Source organism: Amycolatopsis sp., assembly GCF_035546795.1.
In the GTDB taxonomy this organism is placed as follows: Bacteria; Actinomycetota; Actinomycetes; order Mycobacteriales; family Pseudonocardiaceae; genus Amycolatopsis_E.
In genome coordinates this window covers 58,898-73,281 of record NZ_DASZWC010000006.1, presented here as the reverse complement: position 1 = coordinate 73,281, position 14,384 = coordinate 58,898, and the positions used below count along the sequence as shown (strand labels likewise).

The 14,384-nt window shown below is 66.6% G+C and carries 16 protein-coding genes and 1 tRNA gene; 11 read left to right on the top strand and 6 right to left on the bottom strand.

The features are described 5' to 3' along the window. The first annotated feature begins 32 nt into the window (after positions 1–32). From VHD82_RS07265 to VHD82_RS07250, 4 genes are all read left to right on the top strand, one after another. The gene (locus tag VHD82_RS07265; protein ID WP_325698387.1) at positions 33–1,166 is read left to right on the top strand and encodes a chromosome segregation protein; all 1,134 of its coding nucleotides are present in this window, start codon (positions 33–35) and stop codon (positions 1,164–1,166) included. Positions 1,167–1,210: 44 nt separating this feature from the next. Further along, positions 1,211–1,660, top strand: a complete 450-nt coding sequence (locus VHD82_RS07260) for a universal stress protein (protein WP_325698384.1) — start codon at positions 1,211–1,213, stop codon at positions 1,658–1,660. Positions 1,661–1,668: 8 nt separating this feature from the next. Then, the gene (locus VHD82_RS07255) at positions 1,669–2,622 is read left to right on the top strand and encodes an adenylate/guanylate cyclase domain-containing protein (protein WP_325698381.1); all 954 of its coding nucleotides are present in this window, start codon (positions 1,669–1,671) and stop codon (positions 2,620–2,622) included. Positions 2,623–2,936: 314 nt separating this feature from the next. Next, positions 2,937–3,185: a hypothetical protein gene (locus VHD82_RS07250; RefSeq protein WP_325698378.1), complete on the top strand. Its 249-nt coding sequence runs from the start codon at positions 2,937–2,939 to the stop codon at positions 3,183–3,185. Positions 3,186–3,252: 67 nt separating this feature from the next. Here VHD82_RS07250 and VHD82_RS07245 read toward each other — a convergent pair whose 3' ends face one another. The 3 genes from VHD82_RS07245 to VHD82_RS07235 form a co-directional block, all read right to left on the bottom strand. Beyond that, a complete protein-coding gene (locus VHD82_RS07245; protein WP_325698375.1) occupies positions 3,253–4,533 on the bottom strand; it encodes an aldehyde dehydrogenase family protein in 1,281 nt (426 codons plus the stop codon). Between the two features lie 66 nt (positions 4,534–4,599). Beyond that, positions 4,600–5,289, bottom strand: a complete 690-nt coding sequence (locus tag VHD82_RS07240) for a M50 family metallopeptidase (protein WP_325698455.1) — start codon at positions 5,287–5,289, stop codon at positions 4,600–4,602. A 122-nt stretch (positions 5,290–5,411) separates the two neighbouring features. Then, on the bottom strand, positions 5,412–6,332 hold the full coding sequence (locus VHD82_RS07235) for a DNA-3-methyladenine glycosylase 2 family protein (protein ID WP_325698372.1): 921 nt from the start codon (positions 6,330–6,332) through the stop codon (positions 5,412–5,414). Between the two features lie 279 nt (positions 6,333–6,611). Here VHD82_RS07235 and VHD82_RS07230 point away from each other — a divergent pair, with 279 nt between their 5' ends. The 5 genes from VHD82_RS07230 (at position 6,612) to VHD82_RS07210 (ending at position 11,636) form a co-directional block, all read left to right on the top strand. Continuing rightward, positions 6,612–7,388, top strand: coding sequence for an rRNA adenine N(6)-methyltransferase family protein (locus VHD82_RS07230; protein ID WP_325698368.1), 777 nt, complete (start codon positions 6,612–6,614; stop codon positions 7,386–7,388). 81 nt (positions 7,389–7,469) lie between these two features. Then, the gene (locus VHD82_RS07225; protein ID WP_325698365.1) at positions 7,470–8,396 is read left to right on the top strand and encodes a S1C family serine protease; all 927 of its coding nucleotides are present in this window, start codon (positions 7,470–7,472) and stop codon (positions 8,394–8,396) included. A gap of 94 nt (positions 8,397–8,490) precedes the next feature. Beyond that, complete coding sequence (gene orn / locus VHD82_RS07220) at positions 8,491–9,096, top strand: oligoribonuclease (protein WP_325698362.1); 606 nt, start codon at positions 8,491–8,493, stop codon at positions 9,094–9,096. A gap of 78 nt (positions 9,097–9,174) precedes the next feature. Then, positions 9,175–9,250: transfer RNA gene (locus VHD82_RS07215), tRNA-His, on the top strand. Positions 9,251–10,115: 865 nt separating this feature from the next. Continuing rightward, on the top strand, positions 10,116–11,636 hold the full coding sequence (locus VHD82_RS07210) for a hypothetical protein (protein WP_325698359.1): 1,521 nt from the start codon (positions 10,116–10,118) through the stop codon (positions 11,634–11,636). Positions 11,637–11,652: 16 nt separating this feature from the next. Here the strand turns inward: VHD82_RS07210 and VHD82_RS07205 are convergent, their stop codons facing one another. Further along, positions 11,653–11,904, bottom strand: a complete 252-nt coding sequence (locus VHD82_RS07205; RefSeq protein ID WP_325698356.1) for a helix-turn-helix transcriptional regulator — start codon at positions 11,902–11,904, stop codon at positions 11,653–11,655. 241 nt (positions 11,905–12,145) lie between these two features. Between VHD82_RS07205 and VHD82_RS07200 the strand changes: the two genes are divergently transcribed. Both VHD82_RS07200 and VHD82_RS07195 read left to right on the top strand, forming a co-directional pair. After that, positions 12,146–12,469 (top strand): winged helix-turn-helix domain-containing protein, encoded by a 324-nt coding sequence (locus VHD82_RS07200; RefSeq protein WP_325698353.1) that lies wholly within the window; start codon positions 12,146–12,148, stop codon positions 12,467–12,469. 51 nt (positions 12,470–12,520) lie between these two features. Then, positions 12,521–13,060: an HD domain-containing protein gene (locus tag VHD82_RS07195; RefSeq protein ID WP_325698350.1), complete on the top strand. Its 540-nt coding sequence runs from the start codon at positions 12,521–12,523 to the stop codon at positions 13,058–13,060. Here the strand turns inward: VHD82_RS07195 and VHD82_RS07190 are convergent. Both VHD82_RS07190 and VHD82_RS07185 read right to left on the bottom strand, forming a co-directional pair. Beyond that, positions 13,054–13,524 carry an NUDIX domain-containing protein gene (locus tag VHD82_RS07190; protein WP_325698345.1) on the bottom strand — a complete coding sequence of 157 codons (471 nt, stop codon included), beginning with the start codon at positions 13,522–13,524 and terminating at the stop codon, positions 13,054–13,056. The genes VHD82_RS07195 and VHD82_RS07190 overlap by 7 nt on opposite strands. Continuing rightward, positions 13,511–14,278 (bottom strand): DUF5919 domain-containing protein, encoded by a 768-nt coding sequence (locus tag VHD82_RS07185; protein ID WP_325698453.1) that lies wholly within the window; start codon positions 14,276–14,278, stop codon positions 13,511–13,513. Before VHD82_RS07185 ends, VHD82_RS07190 begins: the two co-directional genes overlap by 14 nt. Between the last annotated feature and the right edge of the window lie 106 nt (positions 14,279–14,384).

Sequence of the window (14,384 nt, the reverse complement as noted above, 5' to 3'; positions counted from 1 at the left end):
CGCACGCTCGCGCCATAAGTACTCTGGGCCGCATGAGCCTTGGCGACGAACGGGAGCTTGTACCGCTGGGCGCCGGCTTCGACCTGGCGAAGCGCGGCTACGACCGGCATCAGGTGGACGAGCATCTGGAACGGCTCGACGGCGATCTGAAAATGCTCGCCGCCGACCGGGACGCGGCGATCTCGCAGGCGGGTGACCTGGCCCGGCAGCTGGAAGCCGCCCGCGGCGACATCGAAACCCTGCGTGGCCAGGTGGAGCGGCTCGGCCAGCCACCGACCACCGTGGAAGGGCTTTCCGAGCGGCTGCAACGGATGCTCCGGCTGGCGCAGGACGAGGCCGCGGACACGCGCGCCCGCGCCGAGGCCGAGGCCGGGCACATCCGCGCGAAGGCGGAGGCCGACGCGAGCGCGATGCGCGCCCGCTACGAGCAGCTGCTCTCGGAGCTCGACGCCCGGCGCAAGGAGATGGAGGCCGAGCACCGCAAGGTCCTGGAGACCGCGCGGGCCGAAGCCGAGACGATCACCACCACGGCCAAGAAGGAGCGCGACCGGCTCGACGCCGAGGCCGAGCAGCGTCGCGTCCAGGTCGAGGAGGACTTCGAGATCGCGATGGCCGCGCGCCGGACCGAGGCCATGCGCGTACTCGCCGAGCAGGAGGCGACCAGCAAGGCCGAGGCCGAACGCCGGGTCCGTGAAGCGACCGACGAAGCCGCGGCGATCCGCGCGAAGGTCGCCGACGAGGAGAAGAAGGCGAACGCGGAGATCGAGCGCCGTCGACGCGAATCTCTCGAAGACGCCAACCGCCGCAAGCAGGACTCGATCAACGAAGCCAACGCCCGGCTGGCCGAAGCCACGGCGGAAGCCCAGCGCCGGGTCCGCGAAGCGACCGAGGAGTCCAACAACCGGATCAACGCCGCCGCGGACCGCGTCGAGTCGTTGCGGAAGCTGCGCGCAGGCATCGCGGAGCAGGTCGAAGCGGCGAAGGCGGTGCTTGACGAAGCCACCGCGGTCCTCGGCGAAGGCGCGCCGGCCGAGGAGCCGAAACCGGCGCCGAAGCCCACTCCGAAGCCTGCGTCGGCGGACGCCCCGACCACGCCGGCACGGCCGAAAGTGACCGCGGAAAAGACTCACCCGAACGGGGCTGCGAGCAAACCGACTGACGAGTAACCTAACCGACCACGCGGCTCACGCGCACCGGCGGAGGGACTCGGATGGCGGCTTACCACACTGTTGTCGTAGGTACGGATGGCTCTGACTCGTCGTTCCGCGCGGTGGACCGCGCGGCCGCGGTCAGCGCGGATTCGGGCGCACAGCTCGTGATCGTCTGCGCCTACTATCCCGCCAGCGAGAGGGACGTCGAGAAGGCTCAGGACGTCCTGCGCGACGAGGCGTACCAGGTCGTCGGCTCGGCGCCGGCGGAGGACACGCTGCAGTCGGCGAGGGACAGGGCGGCGAAGGCCGGTGCGGCGAACATCGAAACGCTCGCGCTCGTCGGCGAGCCGGTGGAGACGCTGCGGAAGGTGGTCTCGGACCGCTCCGCGGACCTGCTGGTGGTCGGCAACCGCGGGCTGAACACGATCACCGGCCGGATCCTGGGCTCGGTGCCGTCGGAGGCGGCGCGCAAGTCCGGGGTCGACGTGCTGATCGTGCACACGACCTAAGGCCCGGAGTGGACCAGGAGCGCCTCGAACGCATTCTGCTCGGCGGGCAGCGCCGGTACACGCGGCTGGAGGTCGCGGAAAAGACGGGCGTCCCGATCGAGCGCGCGACGCGGCTGTGGCGGGCGCTGGGCTTCGCGACCGTCGACGACAATTCGGTGGTGTTCACCGACGCCGACGTCGAGGCCGTGCGGACCGCGGACCAGCTGATCTCGTCCGGGCTGCTCGACAGCAAGCTCGAGGTGCCGGTGACAAGGGCGCTGGGCCAGCACCTTTCGCGGCTGGCCGAGTGGCAGGTGCACATGCTGTGGACCCTGATCACCGAGAACGAGGGGCTGGGTCAGGACGACAAGCAGATCGAGCGCCTTGTCGAGCAACTGGTCCCGGAGTTGCAGCGCGTGCAGGACTTCGTGTGGCGCCGGCATCTTGCCGCGTTCGCCGGACGTGCGCTGGCGTCGCCGGAGGACGATCTCGAGGCGCGCACGGAGGTGGCCGGGTTCGTCGACATGGTCGGCTACACCCGGCTGACCAGGCGGCTCAACGAGGCCGAGCTGAGCGAGGTGCTGGAGCGGTTCGAGGCACTGGCCACCGAGATCGTCGCCGAGCACCACGGCCGGATCGTGAAGATGATCGGCGACGAGGTGCTGTTCGTCGCCGACGCGCCGGCCGACGCCGCCGAGATCGCGCTGGCGCTGACCGAGCGCACCAGCGCCGACGACACCCTGCCCGACGTGCGCGCGGGGATGGCGTCGGGCCGGATCCTCAGCCGCTTCGGCGATGTCTACGGCTCGGTGGTGAACCTGGCCGCGCGGCTCACGTCGATCGCCCGCCCCGGCACGATTCTCGTCGACCGGGTCCTGGCCAAGGAGTTGGCGACGGAAAAGGGCTATTCGGTCCGGCCGCGGCGCCCGGCATCCGTCCGCGGGTACGCACGGCTGCGCTCGTTCGCCCTGCGGCGGGCGTGACTCGCCCGGAAATGGAACGCCCCCGGCTACCTCGGCGGCCGGGGGCTGTTCATCCGTGGAGCTCTAGTGGCGCCGGCGCTCGCATTTCACGCACGACTCCGTGGAGCAGTTGCCGCAGGAGCAGTTCCCCGGGTTCATCAGGCGTTCCCTTCCTCGTCCGGACCGAACGCCTTCCAGGTCGCGCGCGTAGCCGCCCGAGTTCCGAGAGTCACCGGAACGGATGACGGCGCCGGTCCCGGTGCCGTTGTTTCGGCGTGGATCGGCCGTAACGCTCCACGTCTCCCGGCGACTCTTCCCTGACGAAGGGGTAGCCGATGACCATGTACGTGATGGACGACGCCGGCGAGGCCGCGACCGTGAAACGGATCGCCGAGCTCCGCGACTCGCCACCGGAGGTGTTCGGCCGCGAGATCCAGGTGGAGATCGTGCGGCAGTTGAACTCGATCCGCCGGCACTTGCTGGTGCCGGCCACGTTCGCGGCGCTTGGGGTGGTCGCGGCGGTGATCATCGGGATCATCGTGGCTGTGCACATCGGCGATGCCGGCCCGGCGAACTCATGCTGATCGCGCGCGAAAAGGGCCGTTGCCGGATGGACTGATTCCGGCAACGGCGGTCGGCTCTTTCCCGAGGTCAGCGGTCGGCGGGGAGCACGGCGTACTGGCGGACGTAGAGGTCGGTGTAGGTGACCGGGCCGCGCGGGCCGGGGACCTTGTCCAGGTTGATGCCTGTCTCGGGCACGGCGAGCAGCTTGAACCCGTCGAGCAGCCGGGTGGGCGCGTTCCAGAAGACGCCGGTGCCGGTGTAGCCGTCGAAGAAGGCATCGGCTGCGGCGGCGTCTTCGGTGGCGATGCCGGCGGCCAGGCCGGAGGTCTCCTCGTTGGCGATGCGCACGGCGTCGGTCAGGGAATCCACCTTGGCGACGGTGACCGTGGCTTCGCGGTCGGAGTCCAGCGCCCATTCATAGCCAATGGCATGCTCGTGCGGCGCCAGCGACGGCTTGACGCCACGTTCGCCGAGCGCGTCGGAGATCGCGGGCCATACCTCGTCGTGCACCTCGGAGTGGATCAGCAGCAGGTTCAGCCGGTTGCAGACGCCCAGCCTGTCCAGGCTGTTGTCCACCAGCGAACGCACCTTCTCCTTGTCCGCGGCCTTGTCGACGTAAAGCACCCCGCCACCGTCGGCGTGGGCCAGCGTGCGCACCCCGTGGGTGGCGGCCTCCGTCGCAAGGGCGCGCGTGCTCTCACCGCTGCCGCGCAGGATCACCAGCGGCACCAGTGAAGGCAGCTGCACGAGCGCGGCCGCGGCTTCCCGCTCGACGCGCGGCACGAGCTGGATCACGTCCGCGTCGATACCCGCTTCGGCGAGCGCGGGTGCGATCACCACGTCGAGCAGCCGCTGCGCCGACCCGAGCGCGGCCGAACCGGTGCGCAGGACGCCCGCGTTGCGCGATTTGACCAGCTGCGAAGCCACATCCACGGTCACGTTCGGCCGGGCCTCGTAGTTCGCGCCGATGACCCCGACGGGCCGTCGCCGCTCCACCAGCTGGAGGCCTCCGTCCAAAGTGGACACCGGAACCGAGCGCTCCTGGTGCGGCGCACCGGCGAGCAAGCGGAGCTGCTCGGCCATCCCGGTCAGCCGCTCCTCGGTGATGGTGAGCCTGTCCAGCAGGCCCGCGCTCATCCCCTCCTCGCGCGACTTCGCGACATCGGCGCGGTTCGCCTCCAGCACGGCCTCGCGACTGTCGAGCAGCCGCCCCGCCATCGCCTTCAGCGCGGCGTCGATCGCCTCAGCCGGCGCCGTGGCCAGTGACGGGGCTGCCCGCTTGGCCGCCCGTGCGCATTCTTCGACCGCCTTGGCCACCTCGTCGGACACAGCCGTTCCTTCCGTCTCACCCCGGCTCGACCGGGCCATCGCCCGTGCAGCACAGGACAGCCCAGCACGCTGGATCGCGTCTCTCCAGTGTGCCGTACGACCAGCTCAGGGTTGTAGCGCGGGCTCGAGCAGCCAGATGCCACCGACGAGCAGGCAACTCAGGCCGAGCACCCCGACGATCAGCAACCACAACGCGGCAGGCACACCGGTGAGCCGGGCCAGCTGGTCGATGTCGGAGTCACGCGCCGCGCCCCGGCGCCGTTTGCGCTGCAGCTCGAACAACGGACGGATGCCGCCGAACAGCAGGAACCACGTGATGAGGTACACGAACCACGACTGCACCTCGGGCCCGGCCACCAGCGCCACCACACCGAGCCCGACCGCGGTGAGCACCACGGACAGCACGCCGTAGGCGTTGCGCACCATCACCAGCACTCCGAGCAGCAGCAGAGCCGCGAGCCCGAGCAGCACCGTGATCCGGTTCGCCGCCACCAGGCCGGCGAACGCCAGCCCGAGCAGACCCGGCGCCGGATACCCGGCGAGCGAGGTCAGCGCCATTCCCGGCCCGGTCGGCTTGCCGCGTGACAGCGTGACCCCCGAGGTGTCGGAGTGCAGTTGGATGCCCTGCAGCCGACGACCCACCAGCACGGCGATCAACCCGTGCCCGGCCTCGTGCACGATCGTGACCACGTTGCGGGCCAGCCGCCATGGCGATCCGGACAGCACCAACAACAACGCCAGCCCACCGGTCACGAACGGCACCCATACCGTCGGATCCGGCTGTGCGCCGAAAATCCCCGAAGGCGAGCCCGAGTCGATCGTGTCCGCGAGAAGCACGCTCGCAGCTCACCACATCCGCTGTCTGCTTCCTGTCACCACCCCCATCCGTTTCGCAGACCGCTGGACCGGTACACGTCTCACAGTTCGCGATTGCGTGGCTCGGGCACCGGCTCCGCCTCTCGTCTCGACCTCAGTAACAGGGCGACCCAGCTGCGGTAGGGCCGCCAGCCCTCCGCGACCCGCGCCAGCTCGGCGGCATCCGCCTCCGGCAGCCCGTAGGCCTCGCGCATCTGGGTGTGCAGGCGATGTTCGTTCGCCGGGAACACATCCGGATGCCCCGCGCCGCGAACGAGGATCAGCTCCGCGGAGAACGGCCCGATCCCGGGCAGCCGCCGCAACTGCCGCATCGCTTCCTCCGCGTCCAACTCGCGAAGGCTCTCCGCATCCAGCACACCATCCCGTGCCGCGCGCGCCATCGCGCGCAGCCTGTCCATCTTGATATCGGCCAGCCCGGCCGGCTTCGGCATCGACAGCAGCACTTCCGGCTCGGGGAAAGACGCAAGCCGCCGGCCCGCGACCTCGAGCGTGGCCCCGTGCTCCTCCGCGAGGCGCCGCTTGATCCGCGCCGCCTGGGTCATCCGGATGCGATTGCCGATGATCGCCCAGCACGCCGCCTCGTACGGTGAGCCGAACAGCACCGGCCGCAGCCCCGGAAACTCGGCCTGCGCCGCCCGGACCACCGGATCCTCTTGCGCCACAAGGGAAAATCCGGCGCCGTCGACATCGAGGGAGAGAATGCGCCGGACCTGGCGCACGGCGGGATCCGGTGGACCGTGTTCGACGTACACCTCCACCTCGCTCGGCGCTCGCTGTCTGACCAGCACACCGGCGTGCTCCCAGCCGCGCTCGACCGGAAAGGCGAGCCGCAGCGCACCCGGCTCGTCGGCGGCGTCCGGCCGGGCGGCCGGCGTGAACCCCTCCAGGAACCGCGCGGACGCCGCGAGGCTGAAGCCCCCGCGCGGTGTGAGCACCGTCGGGTGGTTGATTGTGCTGGTCATGGGCCTGCTCCCCTCAGTCGATCTCGATACCGGGAACACTAGCGACACCCACCGACAATTCCGGGCGGCCGGAAAAACCGGTTGCCCCCGCTGTTAGCTTCGGGCGCATGGGAACCTTGTGCCAGCTCTGCTTCGCGGCCCGGCGGCCCTGGACGCCGGCCGTCTGAACGCAGCGGCTGCTCACCTTTCTCGCTGACACGCAGGGTCAGCGGTTCTCGCACGTCCTCTTCCAGTCGCTGCGTCATGAGCCCACATCCCTTCTCATGACGTGGAGTTCCCATGCCCGCGGCACCTCGTGCCCGGCGCTCTTCCGGTGTGCATTTCCTTGCCACACCGCGGATCGCCGCTCAGCTCGTCCAGTCCTGCCCGCTCTCCCGCACCGATCTCGTCGTCGAGTTCGGCGCGGGACAGGGTGCCATCACCACCCATCTGGTGGAAACCGGCGCCAGGGTCCTCGCGATCGAACGGGACCAGAAGTTCGCCGACGTCCTGCGCTCGCGCTTCGCCTGCCGCGAGAATCTGCGCGTCGTGCAAACCGATATCCGCGATTTCGTGTTGCCGGCGCGGCAGTTCAGCGTGGTCGCCAGCATCCCTTACGCGCTGTCGACTCTGCTGTTCCGGCGGTTGCTCGACCCGCAACGCACGAAGTTGCGGCGAGCCGCGCTGATCGTCGAGTGGGGTTTCGCCAAACGCGTCACCGCCGCTGTTCCGCGCGACGCGGGGCAGGCGTGGTGGACGGCCCGGTTCGACATTCGTTTCGTGCGGCGGATTCCGGCCGCCTGCTTCTCCCCGCCGCCACAGGTCGATTCGGCGCTGGTCGTACTCGAACGTCGGCGCACCCGTGGTGAGCGTGCATTGTGGACACTGCTGGACAACGCCTACCGGAGCCCGTCGGCCCGGGCCGGGAAGCTCGCGCCCGGCAACCTCCGTGCCGTGGGTATCGATCCCCGCGTGCCCGCCGGAACCGTTACGCCACAACAATGGTCCGCGCTGGCCGAACAGCTGGCGGCGAACGACCGCTGGCACTGGCCGCCCCTGCCGAGGAGGTTTCGCTGAGGATTCTCAGCTGATTCTTCTCAGCTGATTCCCGGGTTTTTCCACAGGGTTCTCACAACAACGAGGACCAATCTCGGTGCCATGAGCGAAAACGACGTCCGGCCGGGCCACACGGGTGGATACCAGCCGCAGCACGGCTATCCCCATCCGTACGACCCGCAGCAGGCCGGGCCCGTGCTCGCCCCGCCGCGGCCACCGCGCCGCAAGGGCAAAGTGGCGGTACTGGTCACCGCCACCGCCGTTGCGGCCGCGGTGGTCGGCGGCGCGAGTGGGGCGGCCATCGTCGGCCTCGACGGCAGCTCGGCGGGCACCGCGTCGACCGCGACGGCGACCACCGTCAGCGGCTCGACCAGCACCGATGTCAGCGCAGTGGCGGCGAAAGTGCTGCCCAGCGTGGTCCAGGTGAACGTGACCACCTCCGAGGGCGAGGCCATCGGTTCCGGGGTGATCCTGAGCTCCGACGGGAAAATCCTCACCAACGCACATGTCGTCTCCGGCGCGCGCAGCGTCACCGTGACCCTGAACGACGGCACGAAATACCAGGCCAGCGTGCTCGGCTCGAACACCACCGCCGACATCGCGGTGGTGCAGGCGCAGGGCGCCGGCGGGCTGACCGCCGCCACGCTCGGCGACTCCAGCCGGCTGCAGGTGGGCCAAGAAGTCGTGGCGATCGGCTCGCCCGGTGGCCTGCAGAGCACCGTGACGTCGGGCATCGTCAGCGCGCTCAACCGGAACCTGTCCGACATCGGCACCGGCGACGAGGGCTCCTCGCCCTACGGCCAGACCGCCGACCGGACCAGCGATTCGCCAAGCTACACGGCGATCCAGACCGACGCGGCCATAAACCAGGGCAACTCCGGGGGCGCGCTGGTCAACATGGCGGGCCAGGTCATCGGCATCAACTCGGCGATGTACAGCCCGTCCGGCTCCAGCGGATCCGTCGGCATCGGCTTCGCCATCCCGATCAACGACGCCAAGACCATCGTCAGCCAGATCGAAAACGACTGAACCTCACTCGAGGCAGCGGAACGGGCCGTGGTCGGGGCGGCCCGTTCCGCTGTGTCGGTCGGGACCCGCCGTGGCGGCGCGTTAGGGTCAACGGGTGACCGACCGTCTTGTCTGGATCGACTGCGAGATGACGGGGCTCGACCTCGCCAAAGACGCACTGATCGAAATCGCCGTCCTGGTGACCGACGCCGAGCTCAACATCCTCGGCGAAGGCCTCGACCTCGTCATCCACGCCGGGGACGACCTGCTCGCGAACATGCCCGATGTGGTCCGCGACATGCACGCCCGCTCCGGGCTCACCGAGGAAGTCCGCCGCTCCACGGTCGCTCTCGAAGAAGCCGAACAACGCGTGCTCGAGTACGTGCGCGGACACGTGCCCGAAGCCAAGAGCGCCCCGCTCGCCGGTAACACCATCGCCACCGACCGCGGCTTCATCGCCCGCGACATGCCCGCGCTCGACGCACACCTGCACTACCGGATGGTGGACGTGTCGTCGGTCAAGGAACTCGTGCGGCGCTGGTACCCGCGGATCTACTACGCAAAGCCGGAAAAAGGCCTCGCCCACCGCGCACTCGCCGACATCCGCGAATCCATCGGCGAACTGGACTACTACCGGCGGACCGCGTTCGTGCCGCAGCCGGGCCCGTCCAGCGACGAAGCCCGCGCGGCAGCCGCCGAAGTGCAGCAACACCTGCAGTGAGCGCCCCGCCTCAAGGCGCCCGAGGAGGCACGCTACGATATTGCAGCCGAGGTTGACCGGAGTCCGGTTCCTCGCTTGGTGGGTGTAGCTCAGTTGGTAGAGCACCTGGTTGTGGTCCAGGAAGTCGCGGGTTCAAGTCCCGTCACTCACCCCAATGGCCTCACCGTGGTCGCCGCTTCGCGGCTTTCCCCGGTGGGGTTCGTCATTTCTTCTGGGGGCCGAGCCCCCAGACCCCCACGGTGCGGCATCTCACCATCGGCGGCGGCCAAGTTCCGGAGCGGAGCGAAGGTTCGGGCGAGGGCTGACTGGCCACGTGTGACTGCGAGTCAACGGGGAAATAGAAAAACCCCAGGCCGTTGACCTGGGGTGATGGTGCGCCAACAGGGACTCGAACCCCGAACCCGCTGATCTGGGACAGCAACTCCGGACACCGCCGAGTGACCCGGAACATCGTCCGCGAGCTCGACTCTTAACAACTGCAAACGGTGGTTGACGACCACTCTCCTGGGTCCGTTTCGGTTCATTGGGTGCAGTTCCGGTGCAGCACAACCGCAGCGCCGCTCGCCCGGCGACCCGCGCTCATTGGTCCGCCAAGGGCCACCAACCAGGCGTCACCTTCCCGCGATCCACAGCCGCCCACAGCCGGGACGGGCGCCGTCAACCCTGTAACCGATCACGCCTCACCGGCGACCTACGTTCCGTGACTTTCCGGACGCAGAGCGACCACTCCAGGCGTGATCGGCGCGCAGCGGGGTTGACGGCGCCTGGCCCGGCTTTGACCATGCCGAGATCGCGGGAAGGTGGCCCGTTCCGGCGGCGGCCTGCTCTGGGTACTTCGGGCGTTCCTGTCGCTCTGCCCGTGCGCGCGGTGGCCGACGGCGTTCTGCGCGGCCGTGCCGAGCGGAGCGGGACAGCTCGGCCGCGCGCCAGTTCGGCCCGCGCGCCCGCCCGGCAGGGCGGCTTGAAGACGTAAAGAAAGTTCTCACCAGACATAAAAATAACCGAAAGAGAATTCTCAGATGAGTAATGACCAACACGATTTCCCTGAGGGCCTCTACAATAGTAGTGAAGCGCTTAGTCTCGTCCAGTTGCTTCAGCCTGCGACACGTGCCCAACCACAGGGCTCTCCGGACGACTTTGTCCAACCTAAAGGTGGGGAAATTGCAGCTGCAGACTACCACCACTTTATATTTGGACAGCGCGGATCCGGGAAATCCAGCCTGCTTCGATATTTGCAGCGGGACTTGCGCGATAACGGTCGTGCAAGTATTTGGATCGACCAACAGATCTACTCAAACCTGAGCTATCCGGATGTGTTGGTAAGCGCAGTGCTTGAGGTAATGAAGGGGCTGACGGAAGCCGTCCACAACAAAATAAATCCGAAAATGCCAAGATGGAAGCAGTTATTGAAGAGAATTCCCGCCGACCAAAAGCGTCTACTTGTCAGACTCCAGCATTCCGTAAATCAATTGGAAGCTTTGCGCTTCGCGCCGATAGACCGACGCGTGGAGTGGACAGTTTCTTACGAAAAGAACTCTGATGCAGGGATGTCTGCGGGCGCAAAGGTTGAGATAGTCTCGCTTGGAGTCAAGGCCAATAAGGGATCAAAGTCCGGAACTGTCGCATCTGAAGTCGTCGAGGGGACGAAAGATCAGTATTTGGAACGGGCGTTGACGGAATTCCGTGACTTAATTACTCGATCTGTCACCCTGGTTAGCGGCGGCTTCATATTTGTTGATGATCTATATCAAATAGCCAGGAGTGATCAACCGGAAGTCTTGGGCTATCTTCATCGACTGGTGAAAGATACGGGCCTATGGTTGAAAATTGGCAGCATCCGCTACTCGACCGTCACATATATACCAGGTGATCCACCAAGAGGAATGCAAATTGGCCATGACGCCCACGAGGTCGCATTAGATCGTGGCCTTCAATATTTCAGATCCGCCCAGGAGTTTCTGGAGTTAATAGTTTCAAAGGTAACAAAGAAGGCGAATGTCGATTTTGAGCTTCTGTTTACAGAGGATGCTCGAAAGAGATTGGTGCTAGCCGCTGGCGGAGTAGCGCGCGATTACCTGAGGCTAGTCTCCGGAGCCATCACGGAGGCCCGAAATCGGGGTGTGTCTGAGAAATCTGGTTCCCAGCGCGTGATGGTCGAAGATGTAAACAAAGCGGCGGGTACTATTGCGCCATCGAAGCTGGAAGACTTGAAGGTAGACGAGCCAGCGGAAGCGCAAGCACTCGAAGGTCTGGTGCGCGAGATAACCGAATTCTGCCGTGACAGAAAGTCTGCCTACTTTTTGGTCGCACGAGATGAGGTAGAACTGAAGGAGCAGATTAATAAGCTGCAAAATCTACGCTTCACTCATCTCTTGTTCGAGAATGAGACCATCCCAGACAGGGCCTCGCAGAGGTTTGATGTATGGCTCCTCGACGTCGCCGAATTATCTGCGCAGCGTGCAACCCAAGGGATAGATTTCCTTAACTGGGAAAAACGGGAAAAGAGACGGAATAGACGGCTAATATATTCTCGTAAGTAGCGACAAGCGATTTCGGCTATTTTCCTGCGGTCCACCTCAGGTCAAGGCGAGTCAACATCGCGACAATTGATATACCTAGAACCTCGCCGACGTGGCGCAATTCGACAATGTCCAGCCGTCGCTGGCCGGCCTCATACTTGCTGACGAACGACTGGGGCACCCCAAGCCGCTCGGCGACCTGCATCTGAGTCAACCCTGCTTCGTGCCGGAGTTCGCGCAGGAGTTGGCACACCTGCTGGTATTCGGCCGAGTAGATCGACTTCTCCACGGGATGAGCCGACCGCAGCGCTTGCCAATATCCCAAGATGGGATACGCTGTGTGTCGCGTCCTGGTGCGGCGGGTCTGGATCCTGCGGGGAGCACGGCGCTGATGAGTTCCTTGGAAGGCGGGGCCGCTCCGTGAGTTGTGTTCAGTGTTTGGCCTGGTCGGTGGATGCCGGCGTGGGGTGAGCTGGGTTCGGCGGTTGGCGGCAGTTGGAAGTTCACTGCGACCACACCGGAGGTTCCTGATGTCGTTTCCGTTCGAACCCGAGCCTGTCGGGTACGTGTACGAGCAGATAGCCGACCACCTTGAGCAGCGGATCAGGTCGGGCGAGTTGGGCCCGAACACGCGGTTGCCTGCGGAGGCGAGGTTGGCGCGGGAGTATCGAGTGGCGCTGGGGACGACGCGGAACGCGGTGCGTTTGCTGGCGTCCCGCGGCTTGGTGCGGGTGGTCCGCGCCAAGGGTGTCTACGTTCTTCCGCTCGAACCGCGCCCGGTCTCGGGGGAGGCGGCGGTCAAGGGCAGTCCCCTCGGTGATCGCCGGTGGCTGCGGCTGGAGTCTCCGCGCTGATCCACCCGCACGGCGGCGGCCGTGTGCGCCGGGCTTCGGTACGGTCGGGCTGTGTCGTGGGTGAGCTGGGCGCATGACGTGGCGGCCGAGAAGCTGGCGGAGGCCCTTCCTCGGCGCTGGTCGCATGTCCAGGGCGTCGCGAAGCGGGCGCGAGAGCTCAAGGACACTCCAGGGGTCGACGCGGAGCTGGTCGAGGTGGCCGCGCTGCTGCATGACGTCGGTTATGCGCCGGACCTGGCGGTGGTGAGTTTTCACCCGATCGACGGAGCCCGCTACCTCCAGTCGATCGATGCGCCGGACCGGGTGGTGCACCTGGTCGCCTACCACTCGGCGGCGCGGCAGGATGCCGAAGTGCTTGGTCTAGAGCATCTGCTCGACGACTACGAGGACGAGTTGTCCTCGGAGCGGGACGCGCTCTGGTGGGCCGACATGACCACCGGGCCGGACGGGCAGACGCTGACGTTCCAGGAGCGCATGGCCGAGGTGAAGGAACGCTACGGCCCCGATCACCCGGTGAGCCGGGCTATCGATCGGTCATGGGATGCCCGGCTCGCAGCGGTCGAGCGGACCGAAGCCCGGCGGGATCACTGAAAGAACGCTGTCTTCCGGCGTTCGTAGCCGTGCTGGATGCGCAGGCGGATCGAGGGGTGGATGTTCAGCTCCTCGATCCGCTCGCGCGGCACCCAGTGCACTTCCTTACTCTCCGAGCTGGTGCGCAGGTCCCCACCGGTCGGAGTCGCGCGGAAGCAGATGGAGAACTCCTGGCGTACCTCGCCGTCGTCGTAGGCGATGACGTGTCGGGGGTTCGAGTAGGCGCCGAGTAGTTCCGTGACCTCGATCGTGACCCCGGTTTCCTCCCATACCTCGCGTACGAGGGCTTCGCTCAGCGTCTCGCCGAGTTCGAGGTTGCCGCCCGGCAGGGCGTAGAGATCGTTATCGGTGCGCCGGATCATCAGCAGTTCGCCGCGCTCGTTGAGCGTGAAGGCGCTGACAGCAACCCCGATGCTGTTGGCCTTCGGCGCGTTGGGGTCGTTGAAGTAGTCAGTCCGCGTCAAGGTCGACCTCTTCGAGTGTCGCGGGCTTCGAAGCTTTCCAGACCTCTTCGAAGCTCTGGGCGTAGGTGTCGAACAGGCTGCCCGAGGACAACCGCCGCAGGTGCATCGCGGGGGCGTGTGCGCCCTGGACGCCGTACACGTGCGTGTTGATGATCATCTCATCGTCGAGGCGGAAGATGGAGTTGTACAGGGTCGTGCGGTGGAAACGGAACTCGGGACCGTCCACTTCGAACAGTGGCCGGTAGAACGCCAGGGCGTTGCGGATGCGGGCGGCGAGGGTATGCCGGCCGAGTCGTTCTTCCTCGCTGCGCAGGGTGACTTCCGGGCTGGCGGGATCGCCGAAGATCAGGCGGATGCTGCATCCCTTGCGGGACTTGGCGACCAGTGATCGTACGAAGTCCGGGCGCTCCACAAGGAACAGTCCGGCGTGTACGAGGATATCCACCCGCTCGGTCGCATCGCCCAGCACTCGGTCCCACAAGCCCGTAGGGATGGAGTTGCGGTGGGGGAAGAACGTCACCAGTTCCGATTGGCTGACCGACGCGGCCTCCTCGTCGCTGAGCGCATCGGGCCATAGGTAGCTTTCCGTGGTGTGCAGCCGGGCAGCGATCTGACGGCGGTACTTCCGGTAGGGCGCGCGGCCCTTGGTGATCCACCGCTCGACCGTTTTCGGGTCAACCACAAGCTCTGCTGCCAACGTGTCGGCCGGGACCCCGGCGGCCGACAACGCGTCGCGAAGTCGTTCATTCCCCATAGGGACGACTTTAGCCACATGAAGACGTCCTGAGAAGTCCTTCTGTGTGGTGAAGTGGTCCCCGCCTTCCGAGAGATCTTGGTTCTACACACCGCTACATACCGCG

Bases quoted from the DNA above. Each gene is read 5' to 3' on its own strand.
- VHD82_RS07265 (WP_325698387.1), top strand. From the start codon at position 33: ATGAGCCTTGGCGACGAACGGGAGCTTGTACCGCTGGGCGCCGGCTTC.
- VHD82_RS07260 (WP_325698384.1), top strand. From the start codon at position 1,211: ATGGCGGCTTACCACACTGTTGTCGTAGGTACGGATGGCTCTGACTCG.
- VHD82_RS07250 (WP_325698378.1), top strand. From the start codon at position 2,937: ATGACCATGTACGTGATGGACGACGCCGGCGAGGCCGCGACCGTGAAA.
- VHD82_RS07245 (WP_325698375.1), bottom strand. From the start codon at position 4,533: ATGGCCCGGTCGAGCCGGGGTGAGACGGAAGGAACGGCTGTGTCCGAC.
- VHD82_RS07235 (WP_325698372.1), bottom strand. From the start codon at position 6,332: ATGACCAGCACAATCAACCACCCGACGGTGCTCACACCGCGCGGGGGC.
- VHD82_RS07230 (WP_325698368.1), top strand. From the start codon at position 6,612: ATGCCCGCGGCACCTCGTGCCCGGCGCTCTTCCGGTGTGCATTTCCTT.
- VHD82_RS07225 (WP_325698365.1), top strand. From the start codon at position 7,470: ATGAGCGAAAACGACGTCCGGCCGGGCCACACGGGTGGATACCAGCCG.
- VHD82_RS07210 (WP_325698359.1), top strand. From the start codon at position 10,116: ATGAGTAATGACCAACACGATTTCCCTGAGGGCCTCTACAATAGTAGT.
- VHD82_RS07200 (WP_325698353.1), top strand. From the start codon at position 12,146: ATGTCGTTTCCGTTCGAACCCGAGCCTGTCGGGTACGTGTACGAGCAG.
- VHD82_RS07185 (WP_325698453.1), bottom strand. From the start codon at position 14,278: ATGGGGAATGAACGACTTCGCGACGCGTTGTCGGCCGCCGGGGTCCCG.